The 15597-nt window shown below is 44.4% G+C and carries 17 protein-coding genes and 1 tRNA gene; 6 read left to right on the plus strand and 12 right to left on the minus strand.

The window, feature by feature from the left end; translation table 11 throughout:
- Positions 1-326: 326 nt before the first annotated feature.
- From ABNK31_RS03090 to ABNK31_RS03125, 8 genes are all read right to left on the minus strand, one after another.
- Positions 327-1334, minus strand: a complete 1008-nt coding sequence (locus ABNK31_RS03090; protein WP_418894271.1) for an aspartate-semialdehyde dehydrogenase — start codon at positions 1332-1334, stop codon at positions 327-329.
- An 86-nt stretch (positions 1335-1420) separates the two neighbouring features.
- Complete coding sequence (locus tag ABNK31_RS03095; protein WP_418894272.1) at positions 1421-1735, minus strand: T9SS type A sorting domain-containing protein; 315 nt, start codon at positions 1733-1735, stop codon at positions 1421-1423.
- Positions 1736-1835: 100 nt separating this feature from the next.
- Complete coding sequence (locus ABNK31_RS03100; RefSeq protein ID WP_418894273.1) at positions 1836-2750, minus strand: ribonuclease Z; 915 nt, start codon at positions 2748-2750, stop codon at positions 1836-1838.
- Between the two features lies 1 nt (position 2751).
- On the minus strand, positions 2752-3333 hold the full coding sequence (locus tag ABNK31_RS03105; RefSeq protein WP_418894274.1) for a 7-carboxy-7-deazaguanine synthase QueE: 582 nt from the start codon (positions 3331-3333) through the stop codon (positions 2752-2754).
- Entirely contained in the window at positions 3317-3679 is a 363-nt protein-coding gene (gene queD, locus ABNK31_RS03110; protein ID WP_418894275.1) for a 6-carboxytetrahydropterin synthase QueD, read from the minus strand. The genes ABNK31_RS03105 and queD overlap by 17 nt, the downstream gene beginning before the upstream one ends.
- A gap of 29 nt (positions 3680-3708) precedes the next feature.
- Positions 3709-4842 carry an endonuclease/exonuclease/phosphatase family protein gene (locus tag ABNK31_RS03115; protein ID WP_418894276.1) on the minus strand — a complete coding sequence of 378 codons (1134 nt, stop codon included), beginning with the start codon at positions 4840-4842 and terminating at the stop codon, positions 3709-3711.
- Complete coding sequence (locus ABNK31_RS03120) at positions 4826-5713, minus strand: rhomboid family intramembrane serine protease (protein ID WP_418894277.1); 888 nt, start codon at positions 5711-5713, stop codon at positions 4826-4828. Before ABNK31_RS03120 ends, ABNK31_RS03115 begins: the two co-directional genes overlap by 17 nt.
- Positions 5697-6458 carry a rhomboid family intramembrane serine protease gene (locus tag ABNK31_RS03125; protein ID WP_418894278.1) on the minus strand — a complete coding sequence of 254 codons (762 nt, stop codon included), beginning with the start codon at positions 6456-6458 and terminating at the stop codon, positions 5697-5699. The genes ABNK31_RS03120 and ABNK31_RS03125 overlap by 17 nt, the downstream gene beginning before the upstream one ends.
- Positions 6459-6665: 207 nt before the next feature.
- Here ABNK31_RS03125 and ABNK31_RS03130 point away from each other — a divergent pair, with 207 nt between their 5' ends.
- From ABNK31_RS03130 to ABNK31_RS03150, 5 genes are all read left to right on the plus strand, one after another.
- Positions 6666-6932, plus strand: a complete 267-nt coding sequence (locus ABNK31_RS03130) for an HU family DNA-binding protein (RefSeq protein ID WP_418894279.1) — start codon at positions 6666-6668, stop codon at positions 6930-6932.
- A gap of 135 nt (positions 6933-7067) precedes the next feature.
- A tRNA-Lys gene (locus tag ABNK31_RS03135) sits at positions 7068-7143 on the plus strand.
- Between the two features lie 122 nt (positions 7144-7265).
- Positions 7266-7961, plus strand: a complete 696-nt coding sequence (locus tag ABNK31_RS03140) for a phage integrase SAM-like domain and Arm DNA-binding domain-containing protein (protein WP_418894280.1) — start codon at positions 7266-7268, stop codon at positions 7959-7961.
- A gap of 45 nt (positions 7962-8006) precedes the next feature.
- Positions 8007-8294, plus strand: a complete 288-nt coding sequence (locus ABNK31_RS03145) for a transposase (protein WP_418892548.1) — start codon at positions 8007-8009, stop codon at positions 8292-8294.
- On the plus strand, positions 8291-9148 hold the full coding sequence (locus ABNK31_RS03150; RefSeq protein WP_418892547.1) for an IS3 family transposase: 858 nt from the start codon (positions 8291-8293) through the stop codon (positions 9146-9148). The genes ABNK31_RS03145 and ABNK31_RS03150 overlap by 4 nt, the downstream gene beginning before the upstream one ends.
- A gap of 1408 nt (positions 9149-10556) precedes the next feature.
- On the opposite strand, the gene ABNK31_RS03155 is transcribed toward ABNK31_RS03150, so the two are convergent.
- From ABNK31_RS03155 to rfbA, 4 genes are all read right to left on the minus strand, one after another.
- Positions 10557-11105 carry a hypothetical protein gene (locus ABNK31_RS03155; protein ID WP_321578931.1) on the minus strand — a complete coding sequence of 183 codons (549 nt, stop codon included), beginning with the start codon at positions 11103-11105 and terminating at the stop codon, positions 10557-10559.
- 41 nt (positions 11106-11146) lie between these two features.
- Positions 11147-12208 (minus strand): dTDP-glucose 4,6-dehydratase, encoded by a 1062-nt coding sequence (gene rfbB, locus ABNK31_RS03160; RefSeq protein WP_418894281.1) that lies wholly within the window; start codon positions 12206-12208, stop codon positions 11147-11149.
- A 171-nt stretch (positions 12209-12379) separates the two neighbouring features.
- The gene (rfbC, locus tag ABNK31_RS03165; RefSeq protein WP_418894282.1) at positions 12380-12931 is read right to left on the minus strand and encodes a dTDP-4-dehydrorhamnose 3,5-epimerase; all 552 of its coding nucleotides are present in this window, start codon (positions 12929-12931) and stop codon (positions 12380-12382) included.
- A gap of 3 nt (positions 12932-12934) precedes the next feature.
- A complete protein-coding gene (rfbA, locus tag ABNK31_RS03170) occupies positions 12935-13807 on the minus strand; it encodes a glucose-1-phosphate thymidylyltransferase RfbA (protein WP_418894283.1) in 873 nt (290 codons plus the stop codon).
- Positions 13808-14189: 382 nt separating this feature from the next.
- Between rfbA and glyA the strand changes: the two genes are divergently transcribed.
- A complete protein-coding gene (gene glyA / locus ABNK31_RS03175; protein ID WP_418894284.1) occupies positions 14190-15470 on the plus strand; it encodes a serine hydroxymethyltransferase in 1281 nt (426 codons plus the stop codon).
- The last annotated feature ends 127 nt before the right edge of the window (positions 15471-15597 follow it).

Raw genomic sequence — 15597 nt, forward strand, 5'->3', positions numbered from 1 at the left:
CCCTTTTGACCCCTGAAAGAGGCTTGCCGACCCGTCGGTCATTGATTTTATCCCCAAAAAAGTGTTTACCGACCGGTCGGTAATCGCTTTTTACCCCTAAATAACTTTACCGACCCGTCGGTAATCATTTTTTTCGTATGTACACGACTTGCCGACCTGTCGGCAATGCCTGTCGATATATAAAAAGGCCCGGGTATTGATGCGGAGTTGTTGTTCAAGAGTGAAAAAGGACAAAAAAATGCCGGATCATACCGATCCGGCCTATCTGTTTTAGTTTCCCTTTCAAGGGACGCATCACTTTAACCTGTTTGTAAGCGAAAGAAGGGCTATCTTCCTTCCTGCTTCATTAAGTATTCTGCAATCTGCACGGCATTGAGAGCTGCACCCTTCCGTATTTGGTCTGAAACCGTCCAGAAAGTCAACCCTTTTTCGTTCGTCAGGTCCTTGCGGATGCGCCCTACATATACCGCATCTTTTCCGGCGATATCCAACGGCATCGGGTATTCTTTCTTCGCCGGATTATCGACGACGATAACTCCTTCGGCGCGGCTAAATGCTTCGCGCGCCTCTTCTATCGACAAGGGCCTTTCGGTTTCGATCCATGTCGCCTCGGAATGGGCGCGCATCACGGGCACCCGGACGCACGTGGCGCTCACTTCGATGTCGGAATGCATGATCTTGCGCGTTTCGTTGTACATTTTCATCTCTTCCTTCGTGTATCCGTTGTCGGTAAACACATCGACCTGAGGGATCAGGTTGAATGCCAATTGATAGGCGAATTTATCGATGGTCGGCGGCTCGTTGTTAACGAGTTGGCGGTGCTGGTCTTCCAGTTCCCGCATGGCCGATGCGCCGGCGCCCGATGCGGATTGGTAGGTGGATACATGCACTTTTTTGATATGGGTGATATCTTCGATGGCTTTTAAGGCCACGACCATTTGAATGGTGGTGCAATTGGGGTTTGCGATAATGCCGCGCGGGCGCTTCAGTGCATCTTCGGGATTGACTTCCGGTACGACCAACGGAACATCCTTATCCATGCGGAAAGCGCTCGAGTTATCGATCATGATGGCCCCGTGCCGTGTAATGGTTTCGGCAAACGCTTGCGAAGTACCTCCCCCGGCCGAAACAAAGGCGATGTCGATGCCTTTGAAATCATCGCCGTGTACCAGTTCTTTTACCTTTATCGATTTGTTTTTGAATGGATAAGAAGTCCCCGCACTGCGCGAAGAACCGAACAATACCAGTTCATCTACCGGAAAGTTTCTTTCATCCAATAAGCGAAGTAATTCTTGTCCTACAGCTCCGCTTGCTCCAACAATGGCTATATTCATCTTGAAAAAAATTATCGTTAAACAGTTAATTGAGATTTTGTCACAGGCGCCGTTAGCAGCCGATTGGCGGCAAAGATATGAAAAAATTACCGTACGGCGACTTTTTTGACGAGTTTACCCGCCTTAATAATATAATAACCGCGCGGCAGGTCGACGGCATACTCGTTGGTTCCGGATTTGATGCGTTGACTGTATATTTTCACCCCCATAATGTTATAGACTTCCAATACATCGTCCGAGGGGAGATTTTCTATCACGATGCGGTTTTGTGCAAGGGTCAGTTTGGGCGATTGCCGCGCATCTTCCGTGGCAAAGCGCACCGAGTCTTGCGGCAAAGATTGCGCAAACCCCGGCAGCACAAACAGGCATATCCCTAAAACCGTTATGTAGAAACCTTTCATATAAAATAGGATAATAGTGCAAAAGTATAAAAAATATAGATTCCGCCGCCCCTTTTACCTTAAAATTATTGTGCCCGGGGATATTGCTTGAAGCGAAGGGCTATAGTTCTATGACTTTGCCCTCGTTGGCCAATTCGGTGTCGGGAAATACCACCATCGCCTCTTTCAGCAGTTGGTCCAATTCGTTGTACCGAGAAGAGAAATGGCCGATAACTAATTTCTTTACGTTTGCCGCACGGGCTATTTCGGCTGCCTCGCGCGCCGTGGAGTGGAATGTTTGCTTGGCGCGTGCCAGCTCTGTTTCGGCAAAAGTGGCCTCATGATACAATACGTCTGCGTTCTCGATATAAGGGATTATTTCGGGGAAATACGCCGTGTCGGAACAATAGGCATACTTTCGCGGCGGCGCGGCGGGATAGGTGAGCGAGCGATTCGCGATGACCGTTCCGTCGGCCGTTACAAAATCTTCTCCGGCTTTTATGGACGAAAGGTTGTGGAGAGGAATTTGGTAAAAATCGATCCTCTCCCGGATGATATGCCTCTGGCCTTCTTTCTCTTCAAACAGGAATCCGCAGGTCGCGATGCGATGATTCAGCGGAAAGGAATGCACCCGCATCGATTTGTTCTCCATGATCACCTGATGGTTGTACGGATCGAGTGGATGCAGGTTTATCCGGAAAGGGAAATGCTGTCCGAAGTAATTTATCAGGAGGTCGATGAACTTTTGCAGATCTTGATGCCCGTAAATCGTCAGATCGCCCGTCCTGCCGAGCAGACTGAGGGTGGACAGCAGTCCCGGAAGGCCGAAAATATGGTCGCCGTGCAGATGCGAAATAAAGATGCTATGCAGTTTGCCGATGCGCGATTTGAATTTGCGCATTTGCAACTGCGTCCCTTCGCCGCAATCGATCATGAACAGCTTTTCGTTCATATTGACTAACTGTGACGAGGGGTTGTGCAACGTGGTCGGAAGGGCCGACCCGCACCCTAATATGGTAATATCGAACCGATTCATTTTATGGAATACCGATTAGTTTATGGATTTGCAGGCTTAGGCTCCATATTGGATTCTCCTTTATGAGCGAAACGCAATAGGCTACATTTTCTTCTATCACGTGTTGCCCGTCGAAAATAGGGCTTAAAAAGTATCGTTTAGCCACCGGAAGAATCGATATATCCGGCAGCGGATCACCTTTTTGCATGGGAAAACGCAATTCGTCCGCTTGGGGAATAATGGTTTTCACCCGTTCGAAATGCAGCTTGGGGCTACACGTAATATAATCGATACCGGCGGGGATCCTTCGCGTACCATTGGTCTCGATGGCTTGCCGGTAGCCTTTCTCCTTGAAAAAAGCGACTTTTTCGTCGGTCAGTTGCAGGGTAGGTTCGCCGCCCGTCCACACGATCCACTTCGCCGCAAAAGGACGTATATGCGCTGCAATCTCGTCCAACGACATTTTCGTTCCCGTTTCGAAATCGGTATCGCAAAACGAGCACGCCAGATTGCATTTGGTGAGGCGGATAAAGATCGACGCTTCGCCCGCTCGTCCGCCTTCGCCTTGCAGCGAATAAAACAGTTCGTTAACGGTCAGGTTCATAGATAGCCGAAGTCTTAGGCGTTTCACTTACTTCCACCGCATACAGTTCGGGGAACATCGGTTTAAACACCTCGTACAACAAGCGGGCGAGGTTCTCCGCCGTCGAATTCAGCGGCGCCATGATGTCGTTCAGGTTCCGGTGATCCAGATGTTCGTCGATATAACTTTTAACGGGTTTCAGGTCGTTATAATCGCGAACGAACCCGTTTTCGCTTAATTTTTCAGAACGTAAGTGTATTCTGACCACGTAATTATGCCCGTGCAAACGCGAGCAGGGATGGTCGTCGGGCAACCCCTTCAACTGATGCGCAGCCGAAAACGAAAACTCTTTACTTATTTTATACATAGCCGGAATTGTTTTTATTTAATAAGGCTTCAGGGGGCCTGAATGTTCAATTGCAGATGACTCCGCAACGGATAATGGTCGGAATATGTCACTTTATCGACCTTCGTCCGATAGGCCTTTATATCTTTGCTGTGCAAAATATAATCGATGCGGAAAAGAAAGAAATCTTCGTGATAGGTAATGCCCGGGCCGAAGCCGGTCGACGCGTAGGCGTCTTCCAATCCCTTTTTCATTTGACTGTAAGCATAAGAGATGGGCGTATCGTTGAAGTCTCCGCAAACGATCGTACCTTTTGTTTTCTGTGTCGCGATGTAGTTCTTCACTTTCTGCACCTGTCCTACACGTTGGCGGTAGGCGGCGCCCAGCCTTGAGCGGATGTTGGTCGTTACTTCCTCGAGTTTCACCGAGTCGCTGTTTTGAAGAAAATCGCTGTAAAGCTTTTTGTCTTCGGCTCGGATGCTGTTCGATTCCAGATGCACATTGGCAACCGTATATTTTTGCCCTTCGATGTCGATGGTATACACGACCGCCCCGTTGAAAGACGATTCGAAATGCACTTCATGCGCATTCTCGATAGGAAATTTCGAGAAGCAAGCCAATCCGTACAAGTGGTATTTTCCGGACGATTCCAATCCGGTGACCGACCGGTAGGGATATTTATTGAGAATACGGTTGACGTCTTGTTGCGAAATAATCGATTGCCCCGTCTTACTCACCAGATACTCTTGCAGGCATACGATATCGGCGTCGGTAGCGGCGATATAATCCAGAATAGGATGTTCGTTCGTCTTCTTATCCCGTTCCCCGGGAAAACCTTCCACGTTATACGTCAATATTTTAATGGCGTCTTTGGGAGCGGAAGGTGGAAAGAGATGCATCGGGAAAAAAGTGGCGAATGGCTGGTAGCAAAGAACGAGCGATACGATACCGATCAGCACGAATTTCCATTTCGAAAATACGATCCAGAAAATCACATACGCGATATTGACCAATAATATGCCGCCAAACGCGATACCGATATAGGAGAAGAAATTGGTTTTGAGCGGCGAGACTCTCCACGAAAGTAAGGAGCAAAAAAGAAGCAGCATCGCTACGATATGGGTAGCGAAAATAATCCATTTCAAGCTCCCGAAGAAGCGGATTTTCTTATTTTTTGCTGGCATCGAACAATTTCTTTTTTTCGTTTTCCGATAAACTACCGTATCCGGAATGCTTCAGCTTGTCTAAAATAACGTCGATCTCCTCCTGTTCAGTCTGTTTCCGGCGATTATATTCCCGGTCGCTTTCATGACGCGTATAGTTGACTTTCAACTTCGTCTTTTTCTTCCGGGGCTTCAATAAATTCACAAAAGCATCTATCAGTTTGCCGGCCCATCCGGTAATATCGCTTCCTTTCTTATACTGTACGGCAAAGAGATAGCCCAGAAGAGCTCCCCCGATGTGGGCGATGTGGCCTCCGGGATTAGCCGCGTCGCCCAGCGAAAGAAAATCGAGAAGGAACGCGAAGATGGCTATATAGACTATCTTGATGCGTCCGAGGAATAACAGGTTCAGTTGCACGTCGGGGCGATAGAACGCCGCCGCCATCACGATAGCCATTACCGCCGCCGAAGCGCCGATCATCCATCCCGGGCCCATATTCACGTAATAAGGCAGGGTATTGAACGCCGCCACATATAATAAGGCGCCGGCCAATCCGCCCAACACATAAAGGCTCCCCAACGTGCGCCCCGAAAAGTATTGCAGGAAAATCTTTCCGAACCAATACAACCAAAGCATATTAAAAAGCAGATGCAGGAACCCTTCATGTACGAACATGTACGTAATAGGCGTCCAAAACAAAAACAGCAATTCGCCAATGTCCGACGGGACTCCCAAATACGTGATCAAGCCTTCCGAGTGCACATTGAACAAGGTGAAAACCACATGGATGACCTTGATAAAAAGGAATACCAGCACATTGATGAAAATGAGTTTCGTCATCACATCGCCGGTTTTGTACTTATATTTTAATTGTTCAATAAAATCCGCCATGTAATTTGTCTTTTTTTCTCCAATACAATATCATAAATATTCCGAAGAGCATTCCCCCCAAGTGGGCAAAGTGCGCGACATTGTCGCCCGAAAAGTTGCCGACGCCGAAAAACAGTTCGAATACCCCGTAACCGATAACAAACCATTTCGCCTTGATGGGAAAAGGAAAAGGGATAATGAATAGTTCGGCATTCGGGAATAACATTCCGAAGGCAAGAAGGATGCCGAAAACGCCTCCCGATGCACCGATGGTAACCGTGTTGAGCAATATATTAAATCCCCCTTGTACCGGGTCGGTATAATTCATATTTTGCTGCAATAAATCAAAGCCGTGGTGATAGACCTCACTGAGTGCCGCGGCGTCCATGCCGCTTTTGATGGCCTGCAAACGGATATACACCACTAACATTTGAATGAGCGCCGCCCCGATGCCGGTGACAAAATAATAGGTGAGAAACCGCTTTTGTCCCCAAGCCTGTTCGAGCGTTCTGCCGAACATAAATACGGCGAACATGTTCGAGAAGACATGCATAAAGGAACTCGGGTCATGCAGGAACATATACGTAACCAGTTGATAGATGCGAAACCCTTCCGATCCGACATAATACAGTCCGAATGTTTTTGTCAAATCTGTCCCGCTCCGTAACAAAACAACCTGCGCCAACCATATCAGCACATTAATAATAATCAGATTCATTGTTACAGGAGGTACGATTCCTGCAAAACTGTTTTTATAATTATTCATTTTATTTTTTGTTCCTGATGAGCCACAAAAATACGTATTATTTCCATTGAATAGGGGTTTTTGAGGCAATAATTGGGGTTTTTTTAATGAAATCAAATACTTTTTTAACTATTTCTTGATTATTACTAATTTATGCTTTATATTTGGTGCGGAAAAAGGCTCATGCCTTGACTTAATGTATGTTTAATTTTTATATTTACGTTTTTTATGAATAAAACAGAACTAATTAATGCTGTTGCCGAAAAGTCCGGTCTCAGTAAAGTTGATGCTAAAAAAGCATTGGACGCTACCCTTGAAGCAATCACTGAAGAAGTAAAAGCTGGTGGTAAAGTAGTATTGGTAGGTTTCGGAACATTTGCCGTTTCCGAAAGAAGTGCAAGAAAAGGAATTAATCCTCGCACGAAAAAGCCGATCGATATTCCTGCTAAGAAAACGACTAAATTTAAAGCCGGTGCCGGATTATCCGATCTCTAATTACTCAGAAATGAAATTTATAAAAGGAGCAATCTGTTCAAAAAGATTGCTCCTTTTTGCGGCTTTTCGATAAATTTCTTTGCGAGAGATTCTTTTCAAGTAAAAATAATTTGTACCTTTGTGCTCCCAAAATAAGACTTCGTAGCTCAGTTGGTAGAGCAATTGACTCTTAATCAATGGGTCGAGGGTTCGAGCCCCTCCGAGGTCACCACTTAAAAGCGCTTAAATATAGATATTTAGGTGCTTTTTTTATTTTATCTTGTTCAACCGTTTTTCTCATTTTTCTACTGGTTTTAAGGTTAAATGTAAACCGAGAGGTAAACCAAAAACGGTATGAATGCAACAGTTAACGTACTATGTTACAAATCAAAAGTATTATCTAACGGTGAAAGTCCGTTGATGATTCGAGTCTCTAAAAGCGGGAAAAGAACATACAAAAGTATCGGTATTTCCATAAATCCTACACATTGGGACTTTGATAAGAACAAACCAAAACGGAATTGTCCTGATAAAGAACAAATTGAAAACCTGATAATCGAGAAACTAAAAGCATTCAATCAAACTATTCTCGAATTAAATGTAACACAAAAAGAATATACCTCTGATTCTCTTATAAATAAAGTTGAAAATCCTTTCACATTAAAAACGGTTGCCACGGTATTCCAGGAACAAATAAAACTCTTGCAAACATCTCAAAAGCTAAATTCCGCATTGTTATATAAATACGCCTATAAGTCCTTGAGCAATTTCAATACACATTTAAATATATACTTCTCTGATATTGATATTGTTTGGTTAAAACGGTATGAAAACTGGTTGAGAAATAAGAATCTTGCAGACAATTCAATCGGTATATTATTCCGTACATTGAGAGCCGTTTATAATACAGCAATAGAGCAAAAGTGTGTCAACCCTCAATCATATCCCTTTCGTAATTACAAAGTGTCTAAACTACACCAACAAACAGCTAAAAGAGCATTAACAAAAACCGATATAAATACGCTTATCTATAATACTCCCCAAAATTAGGACAAGAAGTTAAGTAGTATCTTTGTGCGTAAAAGACAAAGAATTATGAATAAAGGAAGTCGGAGAAAATTCAGTGCTGAATTTAAAGCCAAAGTAGCGTTGGAAGCATTGCAAGAACGAGAAACCATTGAAAGTTTGTGTAAAAAATATGATTTGCATCCCAATCAGGTAAGCCAGTGGAAACGTTCTTTCAAGGAAGAAGGAAGCAAGGTCTTTGAAAAGAGTGTCGGGCATGATGAATTATCAGAAAAAGACCGTCTGATAGCAGAACTTTATCGTCAGATAGGGGAATTGAAGGTTGACAATGACTGGTTAAAAAAAAAGCTGCGATGATGCCTCCGGAAGTACGCCGCGAATTGGTCGAACGTCAATCTCCGGAGATGAGTATAGTGCGTCAATGCAAGCTGCTTTCGATTCACCGTAGCGGGTTGTACTACACCCCTTCTCCTGAAAGTGAGGAGAATTTGGGGATTATGCGTTGGTTGGACGAACAATATCTTTCCACTCCATTTTATGGTGTTGAGCGACTTCTACCCTTACTCACCCTGTTAGGGTATAGAATCAACCGTAAACGGCTCAGACGGTTAATGCGCATGGTGGGTTGGCAGACCCTTTATCCGGGCACAAGGACCACTATCCCGGGAAAGGATGGGCACAAATACCCCTATTTGTTGAAAGGGCTGAAGATTGACAGGCCGAATCAGGTTTGGGCCATTGACATCACCTATATTCCCATGTCGAAAGGGTTTATGTATTTGTTTGCCATTATCGATGTTTACTCACGTTATGTGGTGGGCTGGAGCCTGAGTAACACGATGAGCGCGGAATGGTGTGTGGATTGTATCGAAGAGGCTATCTCGGTACATGGAACACCGGAAATAATCAATTCTGACCAAGGCAGTCAGTTCACTTCGGATATTTACACCGATTGCCTGAAAAGGCATGAGATTCGCATCAGTATGGACGGTAGAGGTCGTGCCATCGATAATATCTTTATTGAACGTTTATGGCGCAGTGTGAAGTACGAACACATCTATTTGCATGCGTATGACGATGGAAACAGTTTGTGGAAGGGATTGAACGGGTACTTCCGGTTCTATAATCACGACAGGCTCCATCAGAGCCTTGGCTACCGACCGCCGATAGAAGTCTTCCAATGTGGAACGGGACGGCTGAAAACGGCCTGATAGGGAGAGCCTTTTTTTAGCTCATTCCGCTTCGGCTACGCCTTCGCTCCATGAGCTAAAGAAAAAACAGCGAATAAAATGAAAGAAAAGTATTATAAACCAAATAATAAGTATAAATTTGTATGAAGATATTTATCTTAACGCACTTAATAAAGTGATAATACCTGTCCTACAACTGGGGAGTAGTGTACTCCGTCTTTAATTGCTTTCACTCTTAATTCCTGATATGTTATTAAATTGTCCATAGCATTATTATTTTTAATTTTCAATATTTATCTGTATTAAGTTACTTTCATTTTATATATTTTACCCTCTCTATTATTCATCGGATTAAATGTATATACAAAAAAAATTAATTTCCCTCTCTACTAATAAGGATCAAAAAATAACTATTTTGTGGACACATTTGCAAAATATTTTTTTTAAAGTAAGCATCACATCGCAAGGTGAGAATATGTCTTTAATTGATATTTGCGCCCTGGTATTAAATCAACAAAAGAGCTTTAAAAGTATCAAATCATTTACAGAAAAGAAATTAACTCAATTTCATCGAAATAGAATATAACTCTTTAATAATTACAAAGGTACAAAAATTCATAAAGATAAAATCTATTTACAACAACTTTCTTAAATACCCCTGTTTAAAGCATCATAAGCATACATAATAGGGAATAATCACTATAAAACAATAGCAGAAAATCGGGGAATGGACGTTCTACTTAAATAACTTCAACTACTCATTTGGAGATATTTTAAGGAACTTTCAATAATCCATAGTCAAATCTCTTGCTAATAAAAGGTAGTAGCTTATTTTCTCATTACAAACTATTTCTATACCTTTGTGGAAATAAATTATTAACAGAATCTCGTTTAATGTAAACTGGTAAACCAATAGGTAAACCGAGAATAACGATTAATAAAAGTAGCAATATATAAAGCGCAATATATCAATCATTTGATAAGAGTTTTAAGGTCTTAAATGCAATTGACTCTTAATCAATGGGTCGAGGGTTCGAGCCCCTCCGAGGTCACTGGGGATGTTCTCAGAGTTCCATTTTAGTGTATTCGGGAACTCTGCTTTATAGAAATAATAAAGCGCCGTAAAATATTGAGTTTTACGGCGCTTTTCGTATACACCCGCCTTATGTTTGCCAAATCGTATCCCGTAATAACCGAAATCGCCGGCTCAACACATTACGATAATTGCTTTTTTACTTCATCCAACGAGTATCTTGTCCCGTCATCTGTGAGCTTATGCAGTTGGATTGTCAGTTTATCTTGCAGATACTCTATATCACTCTCGGTCAACTCGCTTAATATAGCCTCAAAAGCTTGTATTATTAATATCCTTTTGAAGCTATTTTTCTTTATGACATGGAAAAATCGGTTCTCTTTTAGTAGAAGAGAATTAAAGGCCGATATTATATCCAATGCTGAGTCCCAGATTAAAGAAGTTCTTTTCTCCGATAGCGTTGTTTTTGCTTCCGAATCCGGCGTCAAGGAAAAGAGAGAAGTCGAAATGATCATATGCATATCCTGCTGCCGGCGAGAAAACAAATGCTCCGTAGCTGGCGCCTAAAGCTCCGCCGATGCGAGGCTCCACATAGAATCCGTTTTCGATCCCTTGTTGCGTAAACCGGTATCCGATGAGCAGGGCGCCGTAATTGAAGGCATCATCCTTATCGTTGAGGATACTCGATAAAATTTTTCCGTCTCCGTACGGATTGTTTACCGCTTTCAGGGTTACACTCAGGTAATTGTTCTCGTTCTGAGCCATGAAGTTGTCTTGAGTCAGCCAACCGATGCTTCCTCCAAGGGCGAATTTCCCGTCTTTTTTGGTGTTTAAGACCATTCCCGGCTCAACCGACAAGCGAAGATAATTCGTTTCCTGAGCCTTTACGTTTGTTGTAAAAATAACTGCTGCCGTCAGCAGTACAAAAAATGTTGCTTTGTTCATTTCATTTAGTTTTTTTGATTGTTGATATATAAAACACGCATTTATCCATACATTTTCTCATAGTACTTTTGATACTCTCCTCCCGTGATACGATCGAGCCATTCCTGATTCTCGAGATACCAGCGGACGGTATTTTCAATTCCTTCTTCGAAAGCGACGGAAGGATGCCATCCCAGTTCGTGAGTAATCTTGGAGGAGTCGATAGCATAGCGCAGGTCGTGACCCGCACGGTCGGTGACATAGGTAATCAGTTTGTCCGAACTGCCTTCGGGGCGCTTCAACAAGCGGTCTACGGTTCGAATCAGCGCCTTAATGAGATCGATGTTCTTCCATTCGTTTTTACCCCCTATATTATAAGTCTCCCCGCTTTTTCCCTTATGAAACAGCAGGTCGATGGCCCGCGCATGATCTTCTACATACAGCCAGTCCCGCACATTTTCCCCTTTTCCATAAACCGGTAATGCTTTATTGTGACGGATGTTGTTGATAAATAAAGGAATCAGTTTTTCCGGGAACTGATAAGGCCCGTAATTGTTGGAGCAGTTCGAAAGAATAACCGGTAGCCCGTACGTGTCGTGATAGGCCCTTACAAAATGGTCGGAAGATGCTTTCGAAGCCGAGTAGGGCGAATGCGGATCGTAGCGGTTGGTTTCGCAAAATGCAGCATCGTCAAACGACAGCGCCCCGTAAACCTCGTCGGTGGAGATATGATAGAACCGTTTCCCCGTGAAATCGGGCTGCCAGGTCTGCCGCGCAGCTTCGAGCAAGTTGAGGGTGCCGAGCACATTGGTGCGGGCGAAAGAAAACGGATCTGTAATGGAACGGTCTACATGGCTCTCGGCCGCCAAATGAATCACGCCATCGATAGAATGTTCCTTAAAAATGCGGAGTAATCCTTCATAATCGCAAATGTCACCTTTAATAAAAGTATAGTTCGGTTTGTCTTCGATATCTTTCAGGTTTTCGAGGTTCCCGGCATACGTCAGTGCATCCAGATTGATAATCTTGTCGTGCGGATAAGCGTTGACAAATAAACGCACGACATGCGAGCCGATAAAACCGGCGCCGCCTGTTATAAGAATGTGTCGTTGTAAGTTCGTCATTTTCTTTATTGTTATATTAAATGATTATCTATATAAAGTATCCGCTACTTTTTTAACCCCTCCCCGCTTCGCGGTACTCCCCTTATCGTAAGGGGAGAGTAGATAGATCGTACTCCGCAATCTGGGGTTATTTTCAGGTTGCTTTGCGGATAATCATATTGTTTTTTAATATTATTTCCCCGATTGCAAAAACTCTTGGAGGAATGGATTCTTCTTGTCTTTCTCCGACAACAAGATATCCTTTTCCGCGATCTTCCAATCGATTTTCAAAGAGGGGTCATCCCAACGGATACCGCCTTCGCTTTCCGGATGATAATATTCATCGCATTTATATTGAAAGAGGGTCTCAGGACTCAATACCACAAAGCCGTGGGCGAATCCGCGCGGAAGAAACAACTGCCGTTTGTTTTCGGCGGTCAGTTCAACCGCTACATGCTGTCCGAACGTCGGCGATCCCTTCCGGATGTCGACCGCCACATCCAAAACGGCGCCTTTGATAACCCGCACCAGTTTGGCTTGGGCGAACGGCGGCTTTTGGAAATGCAATCCGCGCAGTACCCCGTAACTCGATTTCGATTCGTTGTCTTGCACAAAATGCGTGTAGCACACCTTTTCCCGAAATATCTTTTCCGAAAACGATTCAAAAAAATAGCCCCTTTCGTCTCCGAATACTTTCGGTTCGATAATAACGACCGAAGGGATTGTTGTTGGAATAATTGTCATCTTCTAATCTCTTAAAAGTTTCATCAAATATTGTCCGTACCGGTTTTTATTCATCGGCCCGGCGATTCGCCGTAAGTCATCTTCGGTAATCCATCCGTTACGGTAGGCGATTTCTTCGAGACAGGCAACCTTAAGCCCTTGTCGTTTCTCGATGACCTCTACGAATGTCGAAGCTTCCGACAAAGACTCATGCGTGCCCGTATCGAGCCAGGCAAACCCCCTGCCCAGTAATTGCACTTTCAGGGAATCTTCCCGAAGGAATTGTTGATTTACGCTTGTAATTTCAAGCTCTCCCCGTGCCGACGGCTTGATTTGCTTGGCCACGTCGAGCACTTTATTCGGATAAAAATAAAGGCCGATAACGGCATAGTTCGATTTGGGATGAGCGGGTTTTTCTTCCAGCGAAAGAGCCTTTCCTGTTTCATTAAATTCCACGACTCCGTAACGTTCCGGGTCGTTGACATAATATCCGAAAATAGTTGCATGGCCGTTTTCGGCATTGGTCGACGCTTCCTTTAGCATCGCACTGAATCCCTGTCCGTAAAAAATATTATCACCCAATACCAGGCATGCCGTGTCGTTTCCAACAAACGGTTCGCCGATAAGGAACGCCTGTGCCAATCCGTCGGGACTGGGCTGTTCGGCATATTCGAAACGGACGCCATAATCCGAGCCGTCGCCTAACAGGCGTTTAAAGCCCGGTAAGTCGACCGGAGTGGAAATGATGAGGATATCTCTTATTCCCGCCAACATGAGGGTGGAAATAGGATAGTACACCATCGGTTTGTCGAAAATCGGGAGTAATTGTTTTGAAACGCCTTTTGTTATGGGATACAATCGCGTTCCCGAGCCTCCCGCCAATACAATTCCTTTCATATATCATAAAGATTAAAGAGCTACGGCAAAAGTACAACTTTATTTTTATTTGCAGGACTTTTCCCGCTAAAAGAAAAGCCGCCCGCCGTGTTTTTCTGTCCCTTTCAAAGAGATGATCGGGGGGATATCGAATGAAATTGATAAATGAGTAAATCATTTTTTCGGTTATATGATCTATTTGACGTATTTTTGTGATTAAATTAAATAAAGGTAACCCCTCCGCTCGTTTCTCGCTCGTCCCCTTATGCTAAGGGGACAGTTGCGGAGTGCAACTTCTCTACTCTCCCCTTACGATAAGGGGAGTACCGCGAAGCGGGGAGGGGTTAAAAAAGAAATTGGACGCTTTGCGGATAATCATATTAAATTTCTAAAAATAAAACAGATGAAAAGAGATGCACGGATCTTTGAGATCATAGAGAAAGAACGTCAACGTCAGGTAAAAGGCATTGAACTGATTGCTTCCGAGAACTTCGTCAGTGAAGAAGTGTTGCAAGCGATGGGATCGGTATTGACCAATAAATACGCCGAAGGGTATCCCGGCAAGCGGTATTATGGGGGATGCGAAGTGGTCGATTTAAGCGAACAGCTTGCCATCGACCGGTTGAAAGAACTGTTTCATGCCCAGTGGGCGAATGTACAGCCGCATTCGGGCGCTCAGGCCAATATGGCGGTATTCCTCGCTTGCTTGAATCCCGGAGATAAGTTTATGGGATTGAATCTTTCACACGGAGGGCATTTATCGCATGGTTCGCCTGTGAACTTCTCCGGATTGGTTTATCAACCTCTTGAATATAATGTCCGCGAAGAAGACCAGCGCGTTGACTACGACCAACTCGAAACGGTGGCGCGTGCCGAGCGGCCGAAACTCATCATTGCCGGAGCGTCGGCTTATTCACGCGAATGGGATTATGCCCGCATTCGTAAAGTGGCTGACGAAATAGGGGCTATCTTCATGGTCGATATGGCGCATCCTGCGGGATTGATCGCTGCCGGCTTACTCGAAAATCCGTTGAAATATGCGCATATTGTCACTTCTACGACGCATAAAACGTTGCGTGGTCCGCGGGGAGGAATCATTCTTCTTGGAAAAGACTTTGACAATCCTTGGGGCTTAAAGACTCCGAAAGGGGAAGTGAAGAAAATGTCGGCGATTCTTAATTCGTGCGTTTTTCCCGGAGTACAGGGCGGTCCGCTAGAGCATGTCATTGCGGCCAAAGCCGTGTCGTTTTACGAAGCATTGCAGCCCGAATTCAAAACCTATCAGACGCAGGTGAAAAAGAATGCCGCCGTGATGGCGAATGCTTTTATCGATAAAGGCTACAAGGTGGTATCGGGCGGAACAGACAATCACTGTATTTTGGTAGACCTCCGCACGAAGTTCCCCGATCTGACCGGGAAGGTTGCTGAAAAAGCATTGGTACAGGCGGATATTACCACGAACAAAAATATGGTTCCATTCGACAGCCGTAGTCCCTTCCAAACGTCCGGATTGCGCTTCGGTACGCCGGCCATTACTACCCGCGGCGCAAAAGAAGACGTGATGGAGTTGATTGTCGAACTGATCGATACGGTGCTTTCCGATGCGGATAACGAAAAAACCATCGCTTCGGTGCGTGATAAAGTAAATGCCACGATGAAGGATTTTCCGTTATTTGCATGGTAGGTTAAGATAACACAGAGGGCACGGAGAGAAATTATATCTAATTATGGATTATAATAGGATTACAGGGCAGATAATAGCCGATGCTATGAATGTTCATAGAGTATTAGGCCCCGGAATGTTGGAAAGC

It is taken from the genome of Limibacterium fermenti, assembly GCF_041902845.1.
Lineage (GTDB): Bacteria > Bacteroidota > Bacteroidia > Bacteroidales > Dysgonomonadaceae > Limibacterium > Limibacterium fermenti.

Coding starts and splice junctions, on each gene's coding strand:
- ABNK31_RS03120 (WP_418894277.1), bottom strand. CDS start 5,713: ATGGCGGATTTTATTGAACAATTAAAATATAAGTACAAAACCGGCGAT.
- ABNK31_RS03115 (WP_418894276.1), bottom strand. CDS start 4,842: ATGCCAGCAAAAAATAAGAAAATCCGCTTCTTCGGGAGCTTGAAATGG.
- ABNK31_RS03145 (WP_418892548.1), top strand. CDS start 8,007: ATGAATAAAGGAAGTCGGAGAAAATTCAGTGCTGAATTTAAAGCCAAA.
- queD (WP_418894275.1), bottom strand. CDS start 3,679: ATGTATAAAATAAGTAAAGAGTTTTCGTTTTCGGCTGCGCATCAGTTG.
- ABNK31_RS03105 (WP_418894274.1), bottom strand. CDS start 3,333: ATGAACCTGACCGTTAACGAACTGTTTTATTCGCTGCAAGGCGAAGGC.
- ABNK31_RS03140 (WP_418894280.1), top strand. CDS start 7,266: ATGAATGCAACAGTTAACGTACTATGTTACAAATCAAAAGTATTATCT.
- ABNK31_RS03155 (WP_321578931.1), bottom strand. CDS start 11,105: ATGAACAAAGCAACATTTTTTGTACTGCTGACGGCAGCAGTTATTTTT.
- ABNK31_RS03150 (WP_418892547.1), top strand. CDS start 8,291: ATGATGCCTCCGGAAGTACGCCGCGAATTGGTCGAACGTCAATCTCCG.
- glyA (WP_418894284.1), top strand. CDS start 14,190: ATGAAAAGAGATGCACGGATCTTTGAGATCATAGAGAAAGAACGTCAA.
- rfbB (WP_418894281.1), bottom strand. CDS start 12,208: ATGACGAACTTACAACGACACATTCTTATAACAGGCGGCGCCGGTTTT.
- ABNK31_RS03095 (WP_418894272.1), bottom strand. CDS start 1,735: ATGAAAGGTTTCTACATAACGGTTTTAGGGATATGCCTGTTTGTGCTG.
- ABNK31_RS03125 (WP_418894278.1), bottom strand. CDS start 6,458: ATGAATAATTATAAAAACAGTTTTGCAGGAATCGTACCTCCTGTAACA.
- rfbC (WP_418894282.1), bottom strand. CDS start 12,931: ATGACAATTATTCCAACAACAATCCCTTCGGTCGTTATTATCGAACCG.
- rfbA (WP_418894283.1), bottom strand. CDS start 13,807: ATGAAAGGAATTGTATTGGCGGGAGGCTCGGGAACGCGATTGTATCCC.
- ABNK31_RS03090 (WP_418894271.1), bottom strand. CDS start 1,334: ATGAATATAGCCATTGTTGGAGCAAGCGGAGCTGTAGGACAAGAATTA.
- ABNK31_RS03130 (WP_418894279.1), top strand. CDS start 6,666: ATGAATAAAACAGAACTAATTAATGCTGTTGCCGAAAAGTCCGGTCTC.
- ABNK31_RS03100 (WP_418894273.1), bottom strand. CDS start 2,750: ATGAATCGGTTCGATATTACCATATTAGGGTGCGGGTCGGCCCTTCCG.